Source organism: Kitasatospora sp. NPDC040550 (assembly GCF_055594965.1).
Window position 1 is genome coordinate 51,617 of the sequence record NZ_JBVIWC010000032.1, and the last position, 18,541, is coordinate 70,157.

The window sequence follows — 18,541 nt, forward strand, 5'->3', positions numbered from 1 at the left end:
TGCAGATCAACTGCGGCCGCGTGCCGGTCAGTTGTCCAGGTCGTAGGCCACCGTGACCGGGGCGTGGTCGGACCAGCGTTCGGCGTGGGTGTCGGCGCGTTCCACGCGGCCGTCGGTGGCGCGGGCGGCGAGGCCCGGGGTGGCGACCTGGAGGTCGATGCGCCAGCCGGAGTCGTTGTCGAAGGCGCGGCCGCGGTAGGACCACCAGGAGTAGGGGCCGGTGCGGTCGGGGTGGAGGGCGCGGACGACGTCGACGTAGCCGGCCTCGTCGTAGACGCGGGAGAGCCAGGCGCGTTCCTCGGGGAGGAAGCCGGCGGACTTCTGGTTGGCCTTCCAGTTCTTGAGGTCCTCGGGGCGGTGGGCGATGTTCCAGTCGCCGCAGACCACGACCTCGCGGCCGTCGGCGGCGGCGCGGGTGCGCAGGGCGGTGAGGTGGACGAGGAATTCCGCCATGAAGCGTTCCTTCTCGTCCTGGCGCTCGGTGCCGACCTCGCCGGAGGGCAGGTAGAGGCTGGCGACGGTGAGGCCCGGGAGGTCGATTTCGACGTACCTGCCCGAATTGTCGAATTCCTCCGAGCCGAATCCGATCACGCTGCGCTGCGGCTCCCGGCGGGAGAGGATCGCCACGCCGGCCCGGCCCTTGGCGACCGACGGGGCCCAGATCGCGTGCCAGCCGTCCAGGTCGCGCAGTTCGACGGGCAGTTGCCCGGGTTCGGAGCGCACCTCCTGGAGGCAGATCACGTCCGCCTCCGTTCCGGCCAGCCATTCGACGAAGCCCTTCTTGGCCGCCGCCCGGATTCCGTTCACGTTCACACTCGTCACCACGATCACCCGGGCAGCCTACCCATTGGGCGCGCACGCACCGAAGCGTGACGCGCTGCCGCGGCCCGCTCGCGGCCCGCCGGGGGCTCGCTCGCGGTCCCTCGGGGGCCCGGTCGCGGCTCGGTCGCGGGCCGGTCGGGGCGGGCTGTCGTGAACGTGGCATGAATGTTCGCGACGGTCCCATCAAGCCCTGCCATTGGTCTTGACCATCTCCGGAGGGAGCACCTAGGGTCACTTACTGCAAGGACCTTTAATAAAGAAGGACGGATAAAGGCCCGCTCTCCCACCTGCCGCAACAGCGGGCAGCGGGCCCGGGATCCGCCCTCCTTGTCGTAGGGCGGACAAGACCAGGTGGAGGACACGGTGGGGACGACAGGACAGCTTTCGGCGGTGCCGGAACCGAAGTACTGGCACCTGCGCACGGTGCTGCTGCGGGCCATCGACTCGGAGTTCTCCACCGGCCAGGTCCTCCCGAACGAGCGCGAGCTCGCCGCCCGCTTCGGTGTGGCCCGCGCCACGCTGCGCCAGGCCCTGGACCAGCTGGAGCTGGAGGGCCGTCTGGTCCGCCGCCGGGGGATCGGCACGCTGATCGCCGCCCCGCGGGTCGGCGTCCCGGTGAACCGGCAGGAGGAGGGCTGGCCCAGTGCCGGCCGCAGCCAGTCCTGGCGCACGGTGGACTGCAGCACCGCCCCCGCCTCCGCGCAGTTGGCGAAGGACCTCGGCATCGCCGAGGGCGCCACCGTGCACACCGTCCGCCGGGTGCGCCTGGTCGAGGGCCGCGCGATGGCCACCGAGTCGCTGCACGTCCCGGCCTCCGCCCTGCCGCACCTGCCCGGCTTCCGCGCCGAGAGCGACCGCGCCCGTTCGGTGCTGCGCCAGTTGGAGCGGCTGGAGGTCGACGGCGAGTCCCGGGCCGTGGAGCTCGGTGTCGCCGAGGCCGACGAGGCCGCGCTGCTGGAGCGCCCCCCGGGCACCCCGGTGCTGGTCATGACCACCCAGTACGCGGCCGCCGGCCGCCTGGTGGCCCTCGCCGTCGCCACCTACCGCGCGGACACCTGCAAGCTGACCTTCGGCGAGACCGGCCTGGTCGAGGTCACCCCGGTCGGTGCGACCCCCGAGGTCCGCACCGCCTCCTGAACCACTCTCCGACACCCTCAGACCGCGACCCGGCCGCCGAACTGGCGCCCGGGTCGCGGCCGTTGGGGCCTACGCCGCCCCCTGAGTCCGGCCGGCGGTCCCTGACCGTCACACCCTCGGCGGGTCGACCGCGAAGAGCTGGTCCTCGACGTGGTCGAGGGCGACCCGGAGGGCGCCCATCGAGACGACCTCCGACCCGAGGGCGGCCAGGGCCACTTCCGGTGCGCGGAGGGTGAACTGGGCGAGGCGTTCGCGCAGCGGCTCCAGGACGCCGTCCAGGCCCGCGGCCCAGCCGCCGATGACGACCAGTTGCGGGTCGATGGCGAGCACCAGGGCGGCGACGCCCTGGACCAGTCTGGTGAGGAAGCGGTCCATGGCGACCTTGGCGACCTCGTCGCCCTCGCGGGCGAGCCGCAGGACGCGGGCGACGGCGGCCTCGTCCAGGGGGTTGAGGGGCTTGCCGGTGGTGGAGAGGAGCTTCTCGGGGGTGACCTCCTGGCCGAGCAGGTGGAGGGCGCCGATCTCGCCGGCGGCGCCGCCGTAGCCGCGGTGGAGTCTGCCGTTGATGAGGGAGCCGGCGCCGGGGCTGAGGCCGGCCATGACGAAGACGACGTCGTCGGCGCCGACGGCGGCGCCCTGCCAGTGTTCGGCGATGGCGGCGAGGTTGGCGTCGTTCTCGATCAGGACGGGGCAGCGGAAGGAGCGCCGGAGTCGGGCGCCGAGGTCGAGGCCGGTCCAGCCGGGCATGGCGGTGCCGAGCCGGATGGTGCCCTCGCGGTCGACGATGCCGGGGGTGCCGATGCCGACGGACCACAGGTTGTCGCGGGAGATGCCCGCCTTGCGCAGGACCTCGGCGACGGCGGTGCGGACGGCGGTGAGCCGTTCCTCGGCGTCGAGGGTCTCGTCGACGGGCTTGAAGTGACTGCCCACCACTTCGCCGGTGAGGTCGGCGAGGATGACCCGGATGTCGTGGACGCCGATCTCGATGCCGAGGATGTGTCCGGCCTCGGCCCGGAAGCGGAACCAGCGGGCGGGGCGGCCGCGGCGGCCGGTGCCGGACTGGCCGTCCTCCCGGGGTTGTTCGACCTCGGCGACCAGGCCGGTCTCGACCAGGCCCTCGATGACGCCCTCGACGGTGGGCCGGGAGAGCCCGGTCTCGCCGACGAGTTGGGTGAGGGTCACGGAGTGGCCGGTCCGCAGCGCCCGTAGCGTGACCGCGGCGTTGATCCGCCGCAGCAGCGAGGAGTCTCCTCCGGTGAGCCGATCCGCCAATGCGATGCCCTTCGCCGTTCGCGCGACTGCCCTGGCGCGCGGTGTCGAGTCCGCGGAGCCCACCGAACGGCCCACGGGGGTCTGCCCCCGGAACGCGGAACGGGCGGCGCGGCGCCGCCCGTACGGAGGCCCGGAGGGCTGGGACGTGTCCGACAGTTCCCGCCGGGCGCGCCCTGGCCGGAGCCTACCGGGGGAGCGCCCCGGGCGGCGAGGATTCCCGCAGCTCACCTGGGCTTCGGTATCGAAATGGTACGGATCGGGTGGCGGTACGTGACCCGTGCTTCACCGGTCGGCCACGGACGGTCCGTGCCCGGCCCCCGCCCGGCCCCCCGCCCCGGGCGCCGGACGGGCCCGTGCCCAGGTCAGTGTCCCGGTCCCCGCCCCGGGCGTCGGCCCCGCACGGACCACCGGGAGCGCACCGACAGCAGCGAGCCGACGCTCAGCCAGGAGCAGGCGGAGAACGCGCTGCCCACGGAACCGGCCGAGCCGATGGACAGCACGCTGCCGACGGAGCCGATGGAGAGCACGGACCCGACGGAGCCGATCGACAGCAGCGAGCCGATGGAACCGATGGAGCCGATCGAGCCGAGGGAGGCCCGGGAGCGGATCGAGCGCACGGAAGCGGAGACGGAAGCGGGAACCGGAGCGGAAACCGAAGCGGAAGCGGCCATGCGCCCGATCGTAACGGCCGTTGCGTCAGTCGACCCGGGCGACGAACAGCCCCTGCCCGAGCAGCCCCATCGGGTGCCCGGCCTCCGGGAGGGTGAGGACGGTGGGGCAGCCGGCGGCGGTGAGGGCGGACTGCCAGTGCTCGGCCGGGTGGGCGGTGAGGCCGCGCGGGTCGCCGGTGATCAGCAGGTCGAGCTGTTCGGCGACGGGGGCGAGCAGCAGCAGCCGGCCGCCGGGGGCGAGCAGGTCGACGAGGGCCGGGACCTCCTCCTCGGGCCGTCCGTCGGGGGTGGCGACGACGACGTCGTAGCGCCCGCCGTCGGGGGTGAGGTGGTGGTCGGCGTTCTGCCGGGGGCGGGCGGCGAGGGCGCGGGCGACGGCGGTCTCGGTGCCGTCGCGGTCGAGTTCGAGGACGCGCAGCGGCTGCGGCCCGGTGTGGGCCTCGGCGGTGGCGCGGACGAGGGCGCCGAGGGCGGTGCCGAGGTAGCCGCGGGCGGCGGCCCAGCGGACGGGGGTGGCGGCGGGGCGGGGGGCCTCGTCGCCGGTGAGGAGCTTGGGCAGGCGCAGCGCGCCGCGTCTGACCCGGTCGAGGACGGCGGCGCTGCCGAGGCCGTCGGCCCAGGTGTCGACAGCGGGCCGCCAGGCCTCCCGGACCGCGGCGGGGGCGAGTTCGGGGGCGCCGTGGTAGAGCGGGCCCTGGGCGCCGCCGTCCTGGTGGGTGATCAGGCCGTGCCGGGCGAGGGCGTCGAGCCAGCGGCCGACCCGGGGGCGCTGGGCGGGGATGACGAGGGCGGTGGCGAGGAGTTCGGCCTCGGAGCGGGCCGGCTCCGGGGCCGGGCCCGGGATGGAGCCTCGGTCCGGGGCCGGGATGGAGCCTCGGTCCGCGTCCGCGTCCGCGTCCGCGTCCGCGTCCAGGTCCAGGTCCGCGTCCGGGCCCGCGTCCGGGCCCAGGCCGGGCGCCGGGTCGGGCGCCGGCACGGGTGAGATGAGGATCCCGGCCTGCTGGAGGGTGTGCAGCAGGGTGGTGAGCACGGCCCGGTCGAGGTGGGCGCCGAAGGCGCCGACCTGTTCGGCGGTGACGCCGATGCTGTGCTTCCAGGCGGCGGCGGTGGCGGTCCGGGCGTCGGCGTGCAGGCGGCGGTCGGCGGCTTCGGCCTGGCTGTGCGGGGCGCGGACGTGGGCGAGGACGGCCCCGAGGGCGTCGACGGCGGCGTAGACGTCGTCCTGCCGGGGTTCGGGGCCGACGTGGAGGACGAGCCGGAGCGCGCCGAGGTCGTGGTCGGCGAGGCCGGGGTGCCGGCTGAGCCGCCAGAGCAGGGCGGAGGGCAGGCTGAGGTGGGTGGCGCCGCTGGCGGCGAGGGCGGTGAGCTGCTCCTCGGGGTGCAGGGCGGGGTCGGGGCAGTGCACGGTGCCGCCGGCCAGCAGGGTGGCGAGGGCGAGTTCGACGGCGAGGTCGGTGACCGGGTGCAGCACGGTGTGCCGGATGGGCGCCGGGCCGAGGACGCCGGCCCAGTGCCGGAGGCGTTCCTCGGCGGCGCGGGCGGTGGAGGGCGGCAGGGCGGCGTGTGCGGCGACGCGTTCGGCGAGGGCCCGGGGCAGGCCGCCGGGCGGGGAGACGCCGAGCAGCAGGCCGATGCCGCTGATCGCGCGTCCGTCGGCGACGACGGCGGGCCGGTCGCCGAGCTCGCGCAGCGCGCTGACCAGCGCAGGGGTCGAGGCCAAGGTGATCACTCCGGGGTGCGGGGGAGAAGCCGCACCACTGAACCATGGGTGCGGGCCGATGGGCGGGGCCGACGGGTAATAGTTCCGTAATGATTTTCATATCAGCCAATCAAGCGGCGGAGGCGAACCCGGGACGAACGCACCGGAACTGCACATTCCGGGAACGCCGTGCGATCCCTTGACAGGTGGTTCGGGTGCTGGATTACTTGGCCTGGGCTTGTCCTGACCGAACGATCGGTAGGGCTCCCCGTCCCGTCCGACCTGCGAAGGAGCGACGATGACCGGCCGTGCGTCCGACCCCGACCGACGCCTGGGGGAGCCGATTCCGCCAGGGCTCCTGGATGCCGGCGAGCGGATGGGCGTCGACGAACTGCGCGCCCACCAGCTCGACCGGCTCCGGGCCACCCTGCGGCACGCCTACGACCACGTCGAGCTCTACCGCCGCAAGTTCGACGCCGCCGGGGTGCGCCCCGAGGACTGCCGCACCCTGGACGACCTCGCCCGTTTCCCCTTCACCACCAAGGCCGACCTGCGCGAGGGCTACCCCTTCGGGATGTTCGCCGTCCCGATGGAGCAGGTCCGCCGGATCCACGCCTCCAGCGGCACCACCGGGCGCCCGACCGTCGTCGGCTACACCGAGCACGACCTCTCCGTGTGGGCCGACGTGGTGGCCCGCTCGATCCGCGCGGCCGGCGGCCGGCCCGGGCACAAGGTGCACATCGCGTACGGCTACGGGCTGTTCACCGGCGGCCTGGGCGCGCACTACGGCGCCGAGCGGGCCGGCTGCACCGTCATCCCGGCCTCCGGCGGGATGACCGCCCGGCAGGTCCAGCTGATCCAGGACTTCCGCCCCGAGATCATCATGGTGACCCCGTCCTACCTGCTCACCCTGCTGGACGAGTTCGACCGGCAGGGCCTGGACCCGCGCGCCAGCTCGCTGCGGGTGGGCATCTTCGGGGCCGAGCCCTGGACGGAGGAGATGCGGCGCGAGATCGAGGAGCGGCTCGACCTGCACGCCGTCGACATCTACGGCATCTCCGAGGTGATCGGCCCCGGGATCGCCCAGGAGTGCGTGGAGACCAAGGACGGCCTGCACATCTGGGAGGACCACTTCTACCCGGAGGTGGTGGACCCGCTCGGCGACGAGGTGCTCCCGCAGGGGGAGGGCGGCGAGCTGGTCTTCACCTCGCTCACCAAGGAGGCGCTGCCGATCGTCCGCTACCGCACCCGCGACCTCAGCCGGCTGCTGCCGGGCACCGCGCGGCCGGCCTTCCGGCGGATGGAGCGGGTCACCGGGCGCAGCGACGACATGATCATCCTGCGCGGGGTGAACCTCTTCCCGACCCAGATCGAGGAGATCCTGCTGCGCACCCCGGGCGTCGCGCCGCACTTCCAGCTGCGGCTGACCAGGCAGGAGCGGCTGGACCGGCTGACCGTCCGTGTGGAGGCCCGCCCGGAGGCGGATGCCGGGCTGCGGGAGGCGGCGCGGGCGGAGATCGTCCGGTCGGTCAAGGACGGCGTGGGCGTGACGGTCGCGGTCGAGGTGGTGGACCCGTACACGCTGGAACGCTCGGTCGGGAAGATCAAGCGGGTGGTCGACGAGCGCGGGTAGCGCGGGTGGCGGGGCGGGGGCCTGCGGGGTTCTTCGGCGCCCTGCGGGGTTCTGCGGGGTTCTGCGCGGCGCCCTGTGGAGCCCTGCGGGTCCTGCGGGTCCTGCGGGGAGGCCGGAGGCGCACGGCTGTCCGGGGGGTGATGCCGTGCGCCTCCGACGTCTACAGCAATGTAGACGCTCAGTGGGTGGAGAGTCCAGCCGCCGCCCGACGGTGCGCCCGCGCGGCGAGCGCCAGCGACACCGCCATCAGCACCGCCAGGGCGAGGCTGACCGGGCCGGTGCCCAGGCCGATGCCGCCGCGGTCGGCGCCCACGCCCAGCCAGTCCGCGAAGGAGGCACCCAGCGGACGGGTCAGCACGTACGCCCACCAGAACCCGGCCACCGGGCCCACCCAGCCGGACCGGGCCGCCACCGCCGGGATCGCGATCAGCAGCGCGAAGCCCAGCCCGGCCACCAGGTAGCCGAGGTGCAGGGTGGCGGCCGTCAGGTCGCCCAGCGCGGTGCCCAGGGCGAAGGTCACCAGCACGGCCGCCCAGTAGAACAGCTCCCGGCGCAGCCCGGTCACCCGGTCGATCGCCAGCGAGCCCTCCAGCCGGTGCCAGAGCAGGAACAGCACCGCCAGCGCCACCGCCAGCGAGCCAGCCGACAAGGCGTACGGGACGCCGAGCGCGACGTGCGCCACGTCGGCGACCATCGTGCCGAACACGCTGACCAGGACGACCACCGCCCAGTACAGCCCGGGCACGCAACGCCGGGTCCGCAGCTGCACCAGCAGGGCGACGGCGAGCAGCAGCCCGGCGGCGGCCACCGCCAGGACCGGGTCGAAGGTCTTGGCGAGGAAGTCGGAGAGCGTCTCGCCCATGCCGGTGGTCAGCACCTTCACCAGCCAGAACCAGCCGTCCACGGCGGGCACCTTGCTGGCGCCGGAGCGCGCGGGGCGGCCGGGGGCCGGGCGGCCCGGGGCGGGGCGGCCGGCGGCGGGTCGGGTCGTCGCGGTGTGGGCCATGTCAGCCCTCGGCGCCGTCGTCGGCGCCGGCGCGCCCGGCGACGGTGTTCCCGGCGGTGCCGCCGGTGGTGTTGGAGGTCAGCTCACCGCTGGTGCCGTCCACCGTCACCAGGTGGCGCACGCCGTCCTGGCCGACGACCGACACGGCCCAGGCGGCGCCGCCGCCCTGCTCGGTGATCCGGCGCAGCGACTCGGCGCGGCCGCCCGGCACCGCGGCCTGGGCCTTCTCCAGGGCGGCGGAGGCACCGACCGAGGGCAGTGGGGCGGGCGCCTGGCCCTGCGCCCGGCCCTGACCCTGCTCCCGGCCCGGCCCGCTCTCCCGGCCCTGGCCCTGCCCCTCGCCGCCGTGCTGCTTGCCGTGCCCGTGCCCACGGCCGCGCCCCTGCTCCTGCCCCTGCCCGGCCCCGTGCCCGGCGCCGTCCTCGGCCGAGGCCGCCGCCTCGTGGTGCCCGCGGCCACCCTCGCCGTGCCCCTCGTGGGCCGCCGCCGCGACCGCCAGCCCGCCCGCGCCGAGCAGCGCCACCGTCACCACCCCGGCGGCGAGCCGGCGCTCCTTGCCGCCCGCCCAGGCGCGCAGCCGCTGCGCGCGACGGCGCCGGGGCGACAGCGGCGGCAGTTCGGGGACCTCCGGCTCCTCGCCGGACGACGGGGTGAAGGACGACTGGGGATCGGTCATCGGGTGTGCTCCTTGCCTGGGAAGTGCGGCGCTGCGCTCCGCGCCCGGCGATCATGGCGGACCGTTCCTGAACCCACGCTTAAGCCGCCGCAAGATCGCTCCGGGCCGCCTGGCACCCTGAACGGATGCACATACTCGTCGTGGAGGACGAACAGCGGATGGCCACCGCGCTGCGGCGCGGCCTGGAGGCCGACGGCCACACCGTGGACACCGCCCACAACGGCCCCGAGGGCCTCGCCCTCGCCGAGCGCCACCCCTACGACGTGATCGTCCTCGACATCATGCTGCCCGGCCTCAACGGCTACCGGGTCTGCGCCCGGCTGCGCGCGGCCGGCTGCCGGGCCGGGATCCTGATGCTCACCGCCAAGGACGGCGAGTGGGACGAGGCCGAGGCCCTGGACACCGGTGCTGACGACTACCTCGCCAAGCCGTTCTCCTTCGTCGTCCTGCTCGCCCGGCTGCGCGCCCTGCACCGCCGGATCGACCAGCAGCGCCCCCGGCTGCACACCCTCGGCGACCTCGTACTGGACGCCAACGCCCGCACCTGCACCCGGGCCGGCACCCCGACCCACCTGACCGCCCGGGAGTTCGCCATCCTGGAGCACCTGGCCGCCCGGGCCGGCACGGTGGTCTCCAAGCGCGAGATCCTCGACCACGTCTGGGACGCCCACCACGACGCCGACCCGAGCATCGTCGAGGTGCACGTCCACGCCCTGCGGCGCAAGATCGACGCGCCCTTCGGCCGGGCCGCCCTGCAGACCATGCGCGGCGCCGGCTACCGGCTCGACCCGGCCGGCGGCTGAGGTGCGCAGGCTCCGCCGACTGCCTTCCCAGCTCCGCCGGTTCGTCCCCCGGACGGTGCGTGCCCGGGCCACCGCGGCCGCCGGTACGGTGCTGGCCGCGGCCCTCGTCCTGGCCGGGGCCGGACTGCTCGCCGCCGTCCGCGCCGACCTGGTCGCCTCCGCCACCTCCGCCACCCGGCAGCAGGCCGACTCGGTCGCCCAACTCGCCGCCCAGGGACGGCTGACACCCGTCCTGCACGCCGCGCACGGCACCGACTTCCTCCAGGTCGTCGACGCCCGCGGCGGCGTCCTCGCGGCCAGCCCCAACCTGGCCGGCCGCCCCGCCCTCCCCGCCGCCGGGCGGACCGGCTCGCACACCACCGACGACGTCGACCCGCTGTACGAGCACCACCGCCAGCGGCTCGCCGCCGTCACCGCCGACACCCCGACCGGCCCGGTCACCGTGTACGCGGGCGCCTCGCTGCGCGCCGCCGACGAGGCCATGGACATCACCCAGGCCGGCCTCGCCGTCGCCTGCCCGCTGCTGCTGCTCACCGGGGTGGTGGTCACCTGGAAGGTCACCGGGCAGGCGCTGCGGCCGGTGGAGGCGATCCGCGCCGAGGTCGACGCCATCACCGGCCAGGACCTGCACCGCCGCGTCCCCGAACCGGGCACCGCCGACGAGATCGCCCGACTCGCCGCCACCATGAACGCGATGCTCGACCGGCTGGAGGCCTCCGGCCGCCGCCAGCGCGAGTTCATCGCGGACGCCTCGCACGAACTGCGCAGCCCGCTCGCCGTGCTGCGCACCCAGCTGGAGGTCGCCGACACCCACCCGGACCCGGCGGTCCGCGCCGAGCTGGTGCACGGCGCCCTGGAGGACACCGACCGGCTGCAGAACCTCGCCACCGACCTGCTGCTGCTCGCCCGCCTCGACGCCGGCGGCACCGACGACCGCCCGCGCCGGCGGACCGACCTCACCGAACTGGTCGCCACCACCGTGCTGGCCCGCCCGCCCGGCCCGCACCGCCGCACCACCGACCTCGCCCCCGGGATCGCCGTCGACGGCATCCCGCTCTGGCTCGGCCGGCTGCTCACCAACCTGCTGGACAACGCCGAGCGCCACGCCTCCACCACCGTGCACGTCCGGCTGGCCGCCGACCCCGAGCGCGGCCTCGCCCTGCTGGACGTCGAGGACGACGGCCCCGGCATCCCGCCCGCCGACCGGGAGCGGGTCTTCGAACGCTTCACCCGCCTCGACGACGCCCGCTCCCGCGACCACGGCGGCAGCGGCCTGGGCCTGCCGATCGCCCGCGACATCGCCCGCCACCACCGGGGCACCCTCACCGTCACCCCGACGGAGGCCGGTGCCCGGCTCACCGCCGCGCTGCCGCTGGCGGGGGTGTAGCGACCGCGCCGGGCGCCGACGAGCCACGGCCCGACGGCCCCGGGCACGCCCGTTTGGCGCACCTGGGTCGTGGAGGAGCTGATGGCTTCCCAGACTCGGAGGGCAGGGGGGCGGATTCGATCGGAGAGGCTTCCCGATGAGCATCAGGCTCCGCCGCGTCCTCGCGGTGACCGCAGTGGTTTCCCTCGGCCTCGGCGCGGCGTCCTGCGGCAGCGCCAAGCAGTCCTCGTCGGGCGGCGGTTCGTCGGGCTCCGCCGCCGCGAGCGGAGGCGGTACGGTCGCGGTCGGCGCGGTGCGGATCGGTCTGCTGCTGCCGGAGACCAAGACCACCCGCTACGAGCAGTTCGACCGCCCGCTGATCGAGAAGAAGATCAAGGAACTGGCGCCGGACGCGCAGATCGACTACTACAACGCCAACCAGGACGCGACCCTCCAGCAGACCCAGGTGGACACCGCCCTCACCAAGGGCGACAAGGTGCTGATCCTGGACGCGGTGGACGCCAAGTCGATCCAGTCCTCCGTCCAGAAGGCCCACGACGCGGGCGTCAAGGTGCTCGCCTACGACCGGCTGGCCCAGGGCCCGGCCGACGCGTACGTGTCCTTCGACAACCACAAGGTCGGTGAGCTCCAGGGCCAGGCCCTGGTCGCGGCGGTCGGCGGCAAGGCGAACGCGGGCGAGATCTTCATGATCAACGGCTCGCCGACCGACCCCAACGCGGCCGACTTCAAGGCCGGCGCGCACAGCGCCATCGACGGCAAGCTCAAGGTCGGCAAGGAGTACGACACCCCCCAGTGGGACCCGAACACCGCCAACCAGGAGGCCGCCGCCGCGATCACCGCGATCGGCGGGCCGAACGTGGTCGGCGCCTACTCGGCCAACGACGGCATGGCCGCGGGTGTCGCGACCGCGCTCAAGGCGGCCGGCCTGAGCGTCCCGCTCACCGGGCAGGACGCCCAACTCGACGGCATCCAGCGGATCGTGGCCGGGTCCCAGACCATGACGATCTACAAGCCGTTCAAGCCGGAGACCGACATCGCCGGCCAGATGGCCGTCGCACTGGCCGCCGGCAAGGCGCTGGACGCCAGCCTCGTCCCGACCACCGTGACCAACGGCAGCGGCAACAAGGTGCCCGCCAACCTGATCACCCCGGTCGTCGTCACCAAGGACAACATCAAGACCACCGTGGTCCAGGACGGCCTCTACACCGTCGCCCAGATCTGCACCCCGGACTACGCCGACGCCTGCAAGAGCGCCGGCCTCCAGTAGTAGGCGGCCCGGAATCCGAACCGCCCCGCCTCCACCACGGAGGCGGGGCAAGGGAGTTGGTCACTGTGCCAGGTGAGACCGTACTGGCCCTGCGCGGGGTCTCCAAACGGTTCGGCGCCGTCCAGGCGCTCACCGACATCGAACTCGAGGTGCGCACCGGCGAGGTGCTGGCCCTGGTCGGCGACAACGGCGCCGGGAAGTCCACCCTGGTCAAGTCGATCGCCGGGGTGCACCAGCCCGACGACGGCGCCATCGAGTGGCAGGGCCGACCGGTGAGCATCCACCGGCCCCAGGACGCCCAGCAGTTGGGCATCGCCACGGTCTACCAGGACCTCGCTCTGTGCGACAACCTCGACGTGGTCGGGAACCTCTTCCTCGGCCGCGAGATCCGGCGCTTCGGCATCCTCGACGAGGTCGCCATGGAGAAGCGCTCCCGGACGCTGCTGGACACCCTCTCCATCCGCATCCCCAGCGTGCGGATCCCGGTCGCCTCGCTCTCCGGCGGCCAGCGCCAGGTCGTCGCCATCGCCCGCGCCCTGATCGGCTCGCCCAAGGTCGTGATGCTGGACGAGCCGACCGCCGCCCTCGGCGTCGAGCAGACCGCCCAGGTCCTCGACCTGGTCGAGCGGCTGCGCGAGCAGGACCACGGCGTCATCCTGATCAGCCACAACATGGCGGACGTGATGGCCGTCGCGGACACCGTCGCGGTGCTGCGCCTCGGCCGCAACAACGGCGTCTTCGACCGGCGCAGCACCAACCAGGAAGAGATCATCTCGGCCATCACCGGCGCCACGGACAACGCCGTGACCCGGCGCAGGGCCCGTGGCCAGGAGGGTTCCCAGTGAGCGACCACACCCCCGGGAACACCCCCGGCGACGAACCCGGACGCCACCGCCCCCGGCTGCCCGAGGATTCCATGCCCACCGGCGGCGTCAACGCACCCGTCCCGGTCGCCCCCGAGGCCACCCCGGCGGTCGACCCCCGGCTGATCGTCCGCCAGGAGGGCGTCAAGGGCTACCTGGGCGAGTTCCGCCGCCGGATGAGCAGCGGCGAACTGGGCTCGCTGCCCGTCGTGCTGGCCCTGATCGTGATCTGGGCGGTGTTCGGCAGCCTCAACAGCAGCTTCCTGTCCGCGCAGAACCTCTCCAACCTGTCCCAGCAGATCGTCGGCACCGGCATGATCGCGATCGGCGTGGTCTTCGTGCTGCTGCTCGGCGAGATCGACCTCTCGGTCGGCTCGGTCAGCGGCCTGTGTGCGGCGATCTTCGCCGTCCTGAACGTCAGCAACGGCGTCAACCAGTGGGTCGCCCTGATCACCGCGATCGTCGGCGGGGCGATCGTCGGCACGATCCACGGCTTCTTCTTCGCCAAGATCGGCGTGCCGGCCTTCGTCGTCACCCTGGCCGGCAACCTCGGCTGGAACGGCCTGATGCTCCAGGTGCTCGGCGCCAGCGGCACCGTCAACCTCTCCGGCAAGGACATCGTCTCCCGGCTCTACAGCACCATCTACGGCCAGCAGATCGCCGCGTACGGCGCGGCGGCCGTCGGCGTGCTGCTGTTCCTGTTCGCGTCGCTGGTCGACGCCCGACGACGGCAGGCCGCGGGCGTGCCGTCCCGGCCGGTCGCCGACATCGTGCTGCGGACCGTGCTGCTGGCGGTGATCGCCTTCCTCGCCGCCTACACCCTCAACCAGTACAAGGGGCTGCCGCTGGCCCTGCTGATCTTCCTGATCTTCATCGTGGTGCTGGACTTCGTGCTGCGCCGCACCACGTACGGCCGCCAGGTGTTCGCGCTCGGCGGCAACATCGAGGGCGCCCGCCGGGCCGGCATCAACGTCTCGTGGATCCGGATCAGCGTCTTCGCGATCTGCTCCACCATGGCCGGGATCGGCGGCCTGTTCCTGGCCGCGCAGATCCAGTCCGCCAGCCAGACCTCCGGCGGTGGCAACCTGCTGATGAACGCCATCGCGGCGGCCGTCATCGGCGGCACCAGCCTGTTCGGCGGGCGCGGCAAGACCTGGTCGGCACTGCTGGGCGCGCTGGTGATCGGCTCGATCCAGTCCGGGATGAACATCCAGGGCCTGAGCAACGCCATCCAGTTCATGATCACCGGCGCGGTGCTGCTGGCCGCCGTCGTGGTCGACTCGCTGGCCCGGCGTACCCAGCGGGCCGCCGGGCGGGCGTGAGCGGGGCCCGGCGGGCCCTATGCTGCGGGCATGCCGAGTGAGCTGCGAGTTCATCGACCGGACACCGATCAGGCGTTCATCCTGCGGGAGACCGAGCTGACGCCCGTCCCCTTCGTGCCCGAGATCCACCTGCACATGGCGCAGGACGCCATCGCGCTGTGGGAGACCACCGAGCGCGAGCGCGGCCGGGCCGGACTGCCGCCGCCGTTCTGGGCCTTCGCCTGGGCCGGCGGGGTCGCGGTCGCGCGCTACGTGCTGGACCACCCCGAACTGGTCCACGGGCGGGCCGTGCTGGACATCGCGGCCGGCTCCGGGCTGGTCGGCGTGGCGGCCGCGCTGCGCGGCGCGACACCGGTGCGGGCCGCCGAGATCGACGCCTACGCGGTCGCCGCCATCGGCCTGAACGGCGAGGCCAACGGCGTGCGGGTGGACGGCGCACTGGTCGACCTGGTGGACGGGGACGGCGCCCCGGCCGAGGTGGTGCTGGCCGGCGACGTGTTCTACGAACGGGAGATGGCCGCCCGCTTCCTGCCCTTCCTGGAACGCGCCGCCGCCCGCGGCGCCACCGTCATCGTCGGCGACCCGGGCCGGGCCTACCTGCCCCGGGACCGGTTCACCGCGGTGGCCGCCTACCAGGTGCCGGTGGTGGCGGACCTGGAGGACGCCTCGGTCAAGACCACCACGGTGTGGCGCCTCGGCTGACCGTCGGCCGCTCCCACGGGAGCCGTCCACGACCCGGAATTCCGGGCGGCCCGGCCGGACTCCCTGCTAGGGCCCGTCTTCAAACCCCCGCCTGCGGGCCGACGCCGGGGCACGCACCTCGCCGCGTTGTCGTCGGTCGCCGATGCTCCGCATGGACTCCCTCCTCCGCCTTGCGATGCACGCACCCCAACGCCGCCCCGCCCGCCCTCCGGGCGGACGACGGGGGTTTGAAGACGGGCCCTAGACAGACCGGCATGACCGAACAGATCCTGCTGCGCCCCGCCCTGCCCGAGGAGATCCCCGCCCTGCTCGCCCTCTGGGCCCGGGCCGCCAAGGGCGCCAGCATCACCGACGACGAGGCGGGCGTCGCCGCGCTGCTCGCCCGGGACCGGGAGTGCCTGATCGTCGCCGCCGCGGCCGACGACCCGGCCACCCCGCTCGGCACCGTCATCGCCGGCTGGGACGGCTGGCGGTGCCACCTGTACCGCCTCGCCGTCGACCCGGACCACCGCCGCCGGGGCATCGGCGCCGCCCTGCTGGCCGCCGCGGAGGAGCGCTTCGCCGCGCTCGGCGGCCGGCGCGCCGACGCGATGGTGCTGGACGACAACGCCCTCGGCCACCGCACCTGGCAGGCCGCCGGCTACCACCCCGAACCGCAGTGGAGCCGCTGGGTCAAGCCCCTGGCGGGCGCGGCGGGTTAGGGGCAGCGCCCGCCGCAGGGGTGGCCCGGTGGTGCCCCGGCCCGGGCCACCCCGGCCGTCGGTCGTGGAGCCGTCAGCCGCGGCGCCGTCAGCCGCGCAGGTCGGCCAGCCAGGCCTCGACCTCGGCGGAGCCGCGGGGGAGGTCGGCGGAAAGGTTCTCGTTGCCGCCCTCGGTGACCAGGATGTCGTCCTCGATCCGGACCCCGATGCCCCGGTACTCCTCCGGCACCGTCAGATCGTTCTGCTGGAAGTAGAGGCCCGGCTCGACGGTGAGCACCATGCCCGGCAGCAGCGTGCCGTCGACGTGCTCCTCGGTGCGGGAGTGGGCGCAGTCGTGGACGTCGAGGCCGAGCATGTGGCCCGTGCCGGCCAGGGTGAAGCGGCGGTGCAGGCCCAGCTCGTACACCTTGTCGGCGGTGAGGTCCCCGAACAGGCCCCAGGCGGTGAGGTGTTCGGCCAGTTCACGCTGGGCGGCGCGGTGGAAGTCGCGGAAGTCCGCGCCCGGCCGCACGGCGGCGATGCCGGCCTCCTGGGCGGCGTGCACCGCGTCGTAGACCTTGCGCTGGATGTCGGTGAAGCGGCCGGAGACCGGCAGGGTGCGGGTCACGTCGGCGGTGTAGAGCTCGTCGGTCTCCACGCCGGCGTCGAGCAGCAGCAGGTCGCCGGGGCGGGCCTGGCCGTTGTTGCGCACCCAGTGCAGGGTGGTGGCGTGCGGCCCGGCGGCGGCGATGGTGCTGTAGCCGACGTCGTTGCCCTCCAGGCGGGCGCGGACGAAGAAGGTGCCCTCGATCAGGCGCTCCGGCGTCGCGGCATCCGTGCCCAGGACGCGCACCACGTCCTCGAAGCCGCGGGCGGTGGCCCGGCAGGCGTGGCGCAGCTGGGCGATCTCGAACTCGTCCTTCACCAGCCGCATGCCGGAGAGGAAGACCTCGAACTCGGCGTCCCACTCGGGGTTCGCGCGGCCGCCGACGACGGCTTCGACCCCGGCGTCGTGCCGGCGCAGCACCCGGACCGGGGCGGTGGTCGCGGCCAGGTCGGCGTGCGCGGTGCGGACGTCCCGGCAGGGCAGGCCGAACAGCTTCTCGCTCTCGGCGAGGCTGTTGCGGCGGCCGTCCCACAGTTCGCCGTGGTTGTCGAGCCAGAACTCGCCGCTCTCGATGTCGGAGCGGTTGCGCAGGTAGAGCACCGCGCGGTGGCCGCTCGCGCCGGTGGGCTCCAGGACCAGGACGGCGTCCTGGGACTGGTCGCCGGTCAGGTAGACGTAGTCGGAGGAGGGGCGGAACGGGTAGTCGGTGTCGTTGGCCCGCACCTTGGGGTTGCCGGACGGGACCACCAGCAGCTCGCCGGGGAAGGCGGCGGACAGCGCGGCCCGGCGGCGCTCGGTGTGGGCGGCCTGCGGGATCGCTTCGAGGGCGTGGCGCTCGGTGTCGGCCCAGCCGCGCTTCATGCTCTCGGCGAGCTCCTCGGTCACCCCGCGTGTGAGGCCGTTCTTGCGGTACTTGATGGTCTCGGTGGCTTCGGTGGGCTCGGTGGGCTCGGTCACGGCGGACTCTCCAGAGGGGGCGGGGAGATGCGGCGCCTCGTCGCGCCGACCTGCCTGGTACGCGGGTGCGTAACAAGCGTTGTGTACCGTATATCGAACGGCGTCCGAAGAGAAGGGGCCGGTGCCGAATCCGGCAACCGGCCAAGGCCGTTCGCATACATCGCCTACCATCCCGGCGGGGGGAGGACCGCTGTGCGCGCACGCCCGGGCCGCTCGCCCCTGCGGCGGCCCGGACCCGGTGCCGACCGCTCCGGCACCTCCCCGCCGTTCACCGACCCGGACGACGTCCCGCTGACCGGCCACTGGAACGGCCCCGGCACCGACACCATCGGCGTCTACCACCGGGCGACGTCCACCTTCGTACTGTCCAAGGTCGACGGCACCACCAGCACATACCGCTTCGGCAACACCGGCGACCTCCCGGTGGTCGGCAACTGGGGCTGAGCGTTTGTAGGCTGGACGGCGGGCCCGGCCGGCCAGCACCGGCCAGGCCCGTACCGAGCAGCGCGACGAGAGAAGGGTGCCGGGGTGAGCGGAACGGCCGGGGTGAGCGGAAGGACCGGGGTGAGCGGAGGGTTCGGCTGCGCGGAGTGCTACGGCGAGGACCCGGAGGCGGTGTGGGCGCGTCAGCGGGAGGGCTTCGCGTACGAGGCGGCGGTGGTGGCCGACCCGCACTTCTCGGTGTCCATCCGCCGCTGCCTGGCCTGCGCGCAGCGGTTCGGCTGGATCCGCACCGAGTTCACCGACTGGTCGGGCGGTGACGACGCCTCCTACCTGACGGTCGTGCCGCTGACCGGCCAGGAGTCCACCGCCCTGGCCGTCGGCACCCTGGCCCCGCTCGACCTCGGCACGCTCGGCGAGGGCCGCCGCCACCTGCACCACGACCGGCCGAGCAGCGGACCGGCACGGCTGCACTGGGCCACCGGGGCGTTCCCGGTCGAGGAAGGCCACTGAGCGGAGGCCACTGAGCGGAGGTCGCTGGGCGGAGGCCGTCCAGAGCAGGCGGCTGGGAGCGGGCCGCTGAGGCGTCAGGGCGG

At 74.2% G+C, this 18,541-nt stretch carries 18 protein-coding genes; 11 read left to right on the top strand and 7 right to left on the bottom strand.

The annotated features are described in order from the left end of the window. Nucleotides 1-27 precede the first annotated feature (27 nt). The gene (locus tag ACZ58X_RS34535; RefSeq protein WP_470337551.1) at nucleotides 28-822 is read right to left on the bottom strand and encodes an exodeoxyribonuclease III; all 795 of its coding nucleotides are present in this window, start codon (nucleotides 820-822) and stop codon (nucleotides 28-30) included. Between the two features lie 363 nt (nucleotides 823-1,185). Between ACZ58X_RS34535 and ACZ58X_RS34540 the strand changes: the two genes are divergently transcribed. Next, a complete protein-coding gene (locus tag ACZ58X_RS34540) occupies nucleotides 1,186-1,959 on the top strand; it encodes a GntR family transcriptional regulator (RefSeq protein WP_470337520.1) in 774 nt (257 codons plus the stop codon). A gap of 108 nt (nucleotides 1,960-2,067) precedes the next feature. Here the strand turns inward: ACZ58X_RS34540 and ACZ58X_RS34545 are convergent, their stop codons facing one another. The 3 genes from ACZ58X_RS34545 to ACZ58X_RS34555 form a co-directional block, all read right to left on the bottom strand. Beyond that, nucleotides 2,068-3,231, bottom strand: a complete 1,164-nt coding sequence (locus ACZ58X_RS34545; RefSeq protein WP_470337521.1) for an ROK family protein — start codon at nucleotides 3,229-3,231, stop codon at nucleotides 2,068-2,070. A gap of 362 nt (nucleotides 3,232-3,593) precedes the next feature. Continuing rightward, on the bottom strand, nucleotides 3,594-3,902 hold the full coding sequence (locus ACZ58X_RS34550) for a hypothetical protein (RefSeq protein ID WP_470337522.1): 309 nt from the start codon (nucleotides 3,900-3,902) through the stop codon (nucleotides 3,594-3,596). A 25-nt stretch (nucleotides 3,903-3,927) separates the two neighbouring features. After that, nucleotides 3,928-5,622 (bottom strand): class I SAM-dependent methyltransferase, encoded by a 1,695-nt coding sequence (locus tag ACZ58X_RS34555; protein WP_470337523.1) that lies wholly within the window; start codon nucleotides 5,620-5,622, stop codon nucleotides 3,928-3,930. A 277-nt stretch (nucleotides 5,623-5,899) separates the two neighbouring features. Here ACZ58X_RS34555 and paaK point away from each other — a divergent pair, with 277 nt between their 5' ends. Next, complete coding sequence (gene paaK / locus ACZ58X_RS34560; RefSeq protein ID WP_470337524.1) at nucleotides 5,900-7,234, top strand: phenylacetate--CoA ligase PaaK; 1,335 nt, start codon at nucleotides 5,900-5,902, stop codon at nucleotides 7,232-7,234. A 178-nt stretch (nucleotides 7,235-7,412) separates the two neighbouring features. Here the strand turns inward: paaK and ACZ58X_RS34565 are convergent, their stop codons facing one another. Continuing rightward, nucleotides 7,413-8,240 (bottom strand): COG4705 family protein, encoded by an 828-nt coding sequence (locus ACZ58X_RS34565; protein WP_470337525.1) that lies wholly within the window; start codon nucleotides 8,238-8,240, stop codon nucleotides 7,413-7,415. 1 nt (nucleotide 8,241) lies between these two features. Beyond that, entirely contained in the window at nucleotides 8,242-8,916 is a 675-nt protein-coding gene (locus tag ACZ58X_RS34570; protein ID WP_470337526.1) for a PepSY domain-containing protein, read from the bottom strand. Between the two features lie 125 nt (nucleotides 8,917-9,041). Here ACZ58X_RS34570 and ACZ58X_RS34575 point away from each other — a divergent pair, with 125 nt between their 5' ends. The 7 genes from ACZ58X_RS34575 (at nucleotide 9,042) to ACZ58X_RS34605 (ending at nucleotide 15,961) form a co-directional block, all read left to right on the top strand. Beyond that, nucleotides 9,042-9,719, top strand: coding sequence for a response regulator transcription factor (locus ACZ58X_RS34575; protein ID WP_360236637.1), 678 nt, complete (start codon nucleotides 9,042-9,044; stop codon nucleotides 9,717-9,719). A gap of 1 nt (nucleotide 9,720) precedes the next feature. Beyond that, nucleotides 9,721-11,106: a sensor histidine kinase gene (locus ACZ58X_RS34580; protein WP_470337527.1), complete on the top strand. Its 1,386-nt coding sequence runs from the start codon at nucleotides 9,721-9,723 to the stop codon at nucleotides 11,104-11,106. A 136-nt stretch (nucleotides 11,107-11,242) separates the two neighbouring features. Next, a complete protein-coding gene (locus ACZ58X_RS34585) occupies nucleotides 11,243-12,373 on the top strand; it encodes a sugar ABC transporter substrate-binding protein (RefSeq protein WP_470337528.1) in 1,131 nt (376 codons plus the stop codon). 65 nt (nucleotides 12,374-12,438) lie between these two features. Continuing rightward, the gene (locus ACZ58X_RS34590) at nucleotides 12,439-13,218 is read left to right on the top strand and encodes an ATP-binding cassette domain-containing protein (protein ID WP_470337529.1); all 780 of its coding nucleotides are present in this window, start codon (nucleotides 12,439-12,441) and stop codon (nucleotides 13,216-13,218) included. Between the two features lie 71 nt (nucleotides 13,219-13,289). After that, nucleotides 13,290-14,558: a sugar ABC transporter permease gene (locus ACZ58X_RS34595; protein ID WP_470337552.1), complete on the top strand. Its 1,269-nt coding sequence runs from the start codon at nucleotides 13,290-13,292 to the stop codon at nucleotides 14,556-14,558. 30 nt (nucleotides 14,559-14,588) lie between these two features. After that, nucleotides 14,589-15,260 (top strand): class I SAM-dependent methyltransferase, encoded by a 672-nt coding sequence (locus tag ACZ58X_RS34600; RefSeq protein ID WP_470337530.1) that lies wholly within the window; start codon nucleotides 14,589-14,591, stop codon nucleotides 15,258-15,260. A gap of 254 nt (nucleotides 15,261-15,514) precedes the next feature. Next, nucleotides 15,515-15,961 carry a GNAT family N-acetyltransferase gene (locus tag ACZ58X_RS34605; protein WP_470337531.1) on the top strand — a complete coding sequence of 149 codons (447 nt, stop codon included), beginning with the start codon at nucleotides 15,515-15,517 and terminating at the stop codon, nucleotides 15,959-15,961. An 88-nt stretch (nucleotides 15,962-16,049) separates the two neighbouring features. Here the strand turns inward: ACZ58X_RS34605 and ACZ58X_RS34610 are convergent, their stop codons facing one another. Continuing rightward, nucleotides 16,050-17,504: an aminopeptidase P family protein gene (locus ACZ58X_RS34610; RefSeq protein WP_470337532.1), complete on the bottom strand. Its 1,455-nt coding sequence runs from the start codon at nucleotides 17,502-17,504 to the stop codon at nucleotides 16,050-16,052. A gap of 192 nt (nucleotides 17,505-17,696) precedes the next feature. Between ACZ58X_RS34610 and ACZ58X_RS34615 the strand changes: the two genes are divergently transcribed. Continuing rightward, nucleotides 17,697-17,948 (top strand): hypothetical protein, encoded by a 252-nt coding sequence (locus ACZ58X_RS34615; RefSeq protein WP_470337533.1) that lies wholly within the window; start codon nucleotides 17,697-17,699, stop codon nucleotides 17,946-17,948. A 120-nt stretch (nucleotides 17,949-18,068) separates the two neighbouring features. Beyond that, entirely contained in the window at nucleotides 18,069-18,458 is a 390-nt protein-coding gene (locus ACZ58X_RS34620) for a hypothetical protein (protein WP_470337534.1), read from the top strand. Nucleotides 18,459-18,541 lie beyond the last annotated feature (83 nt).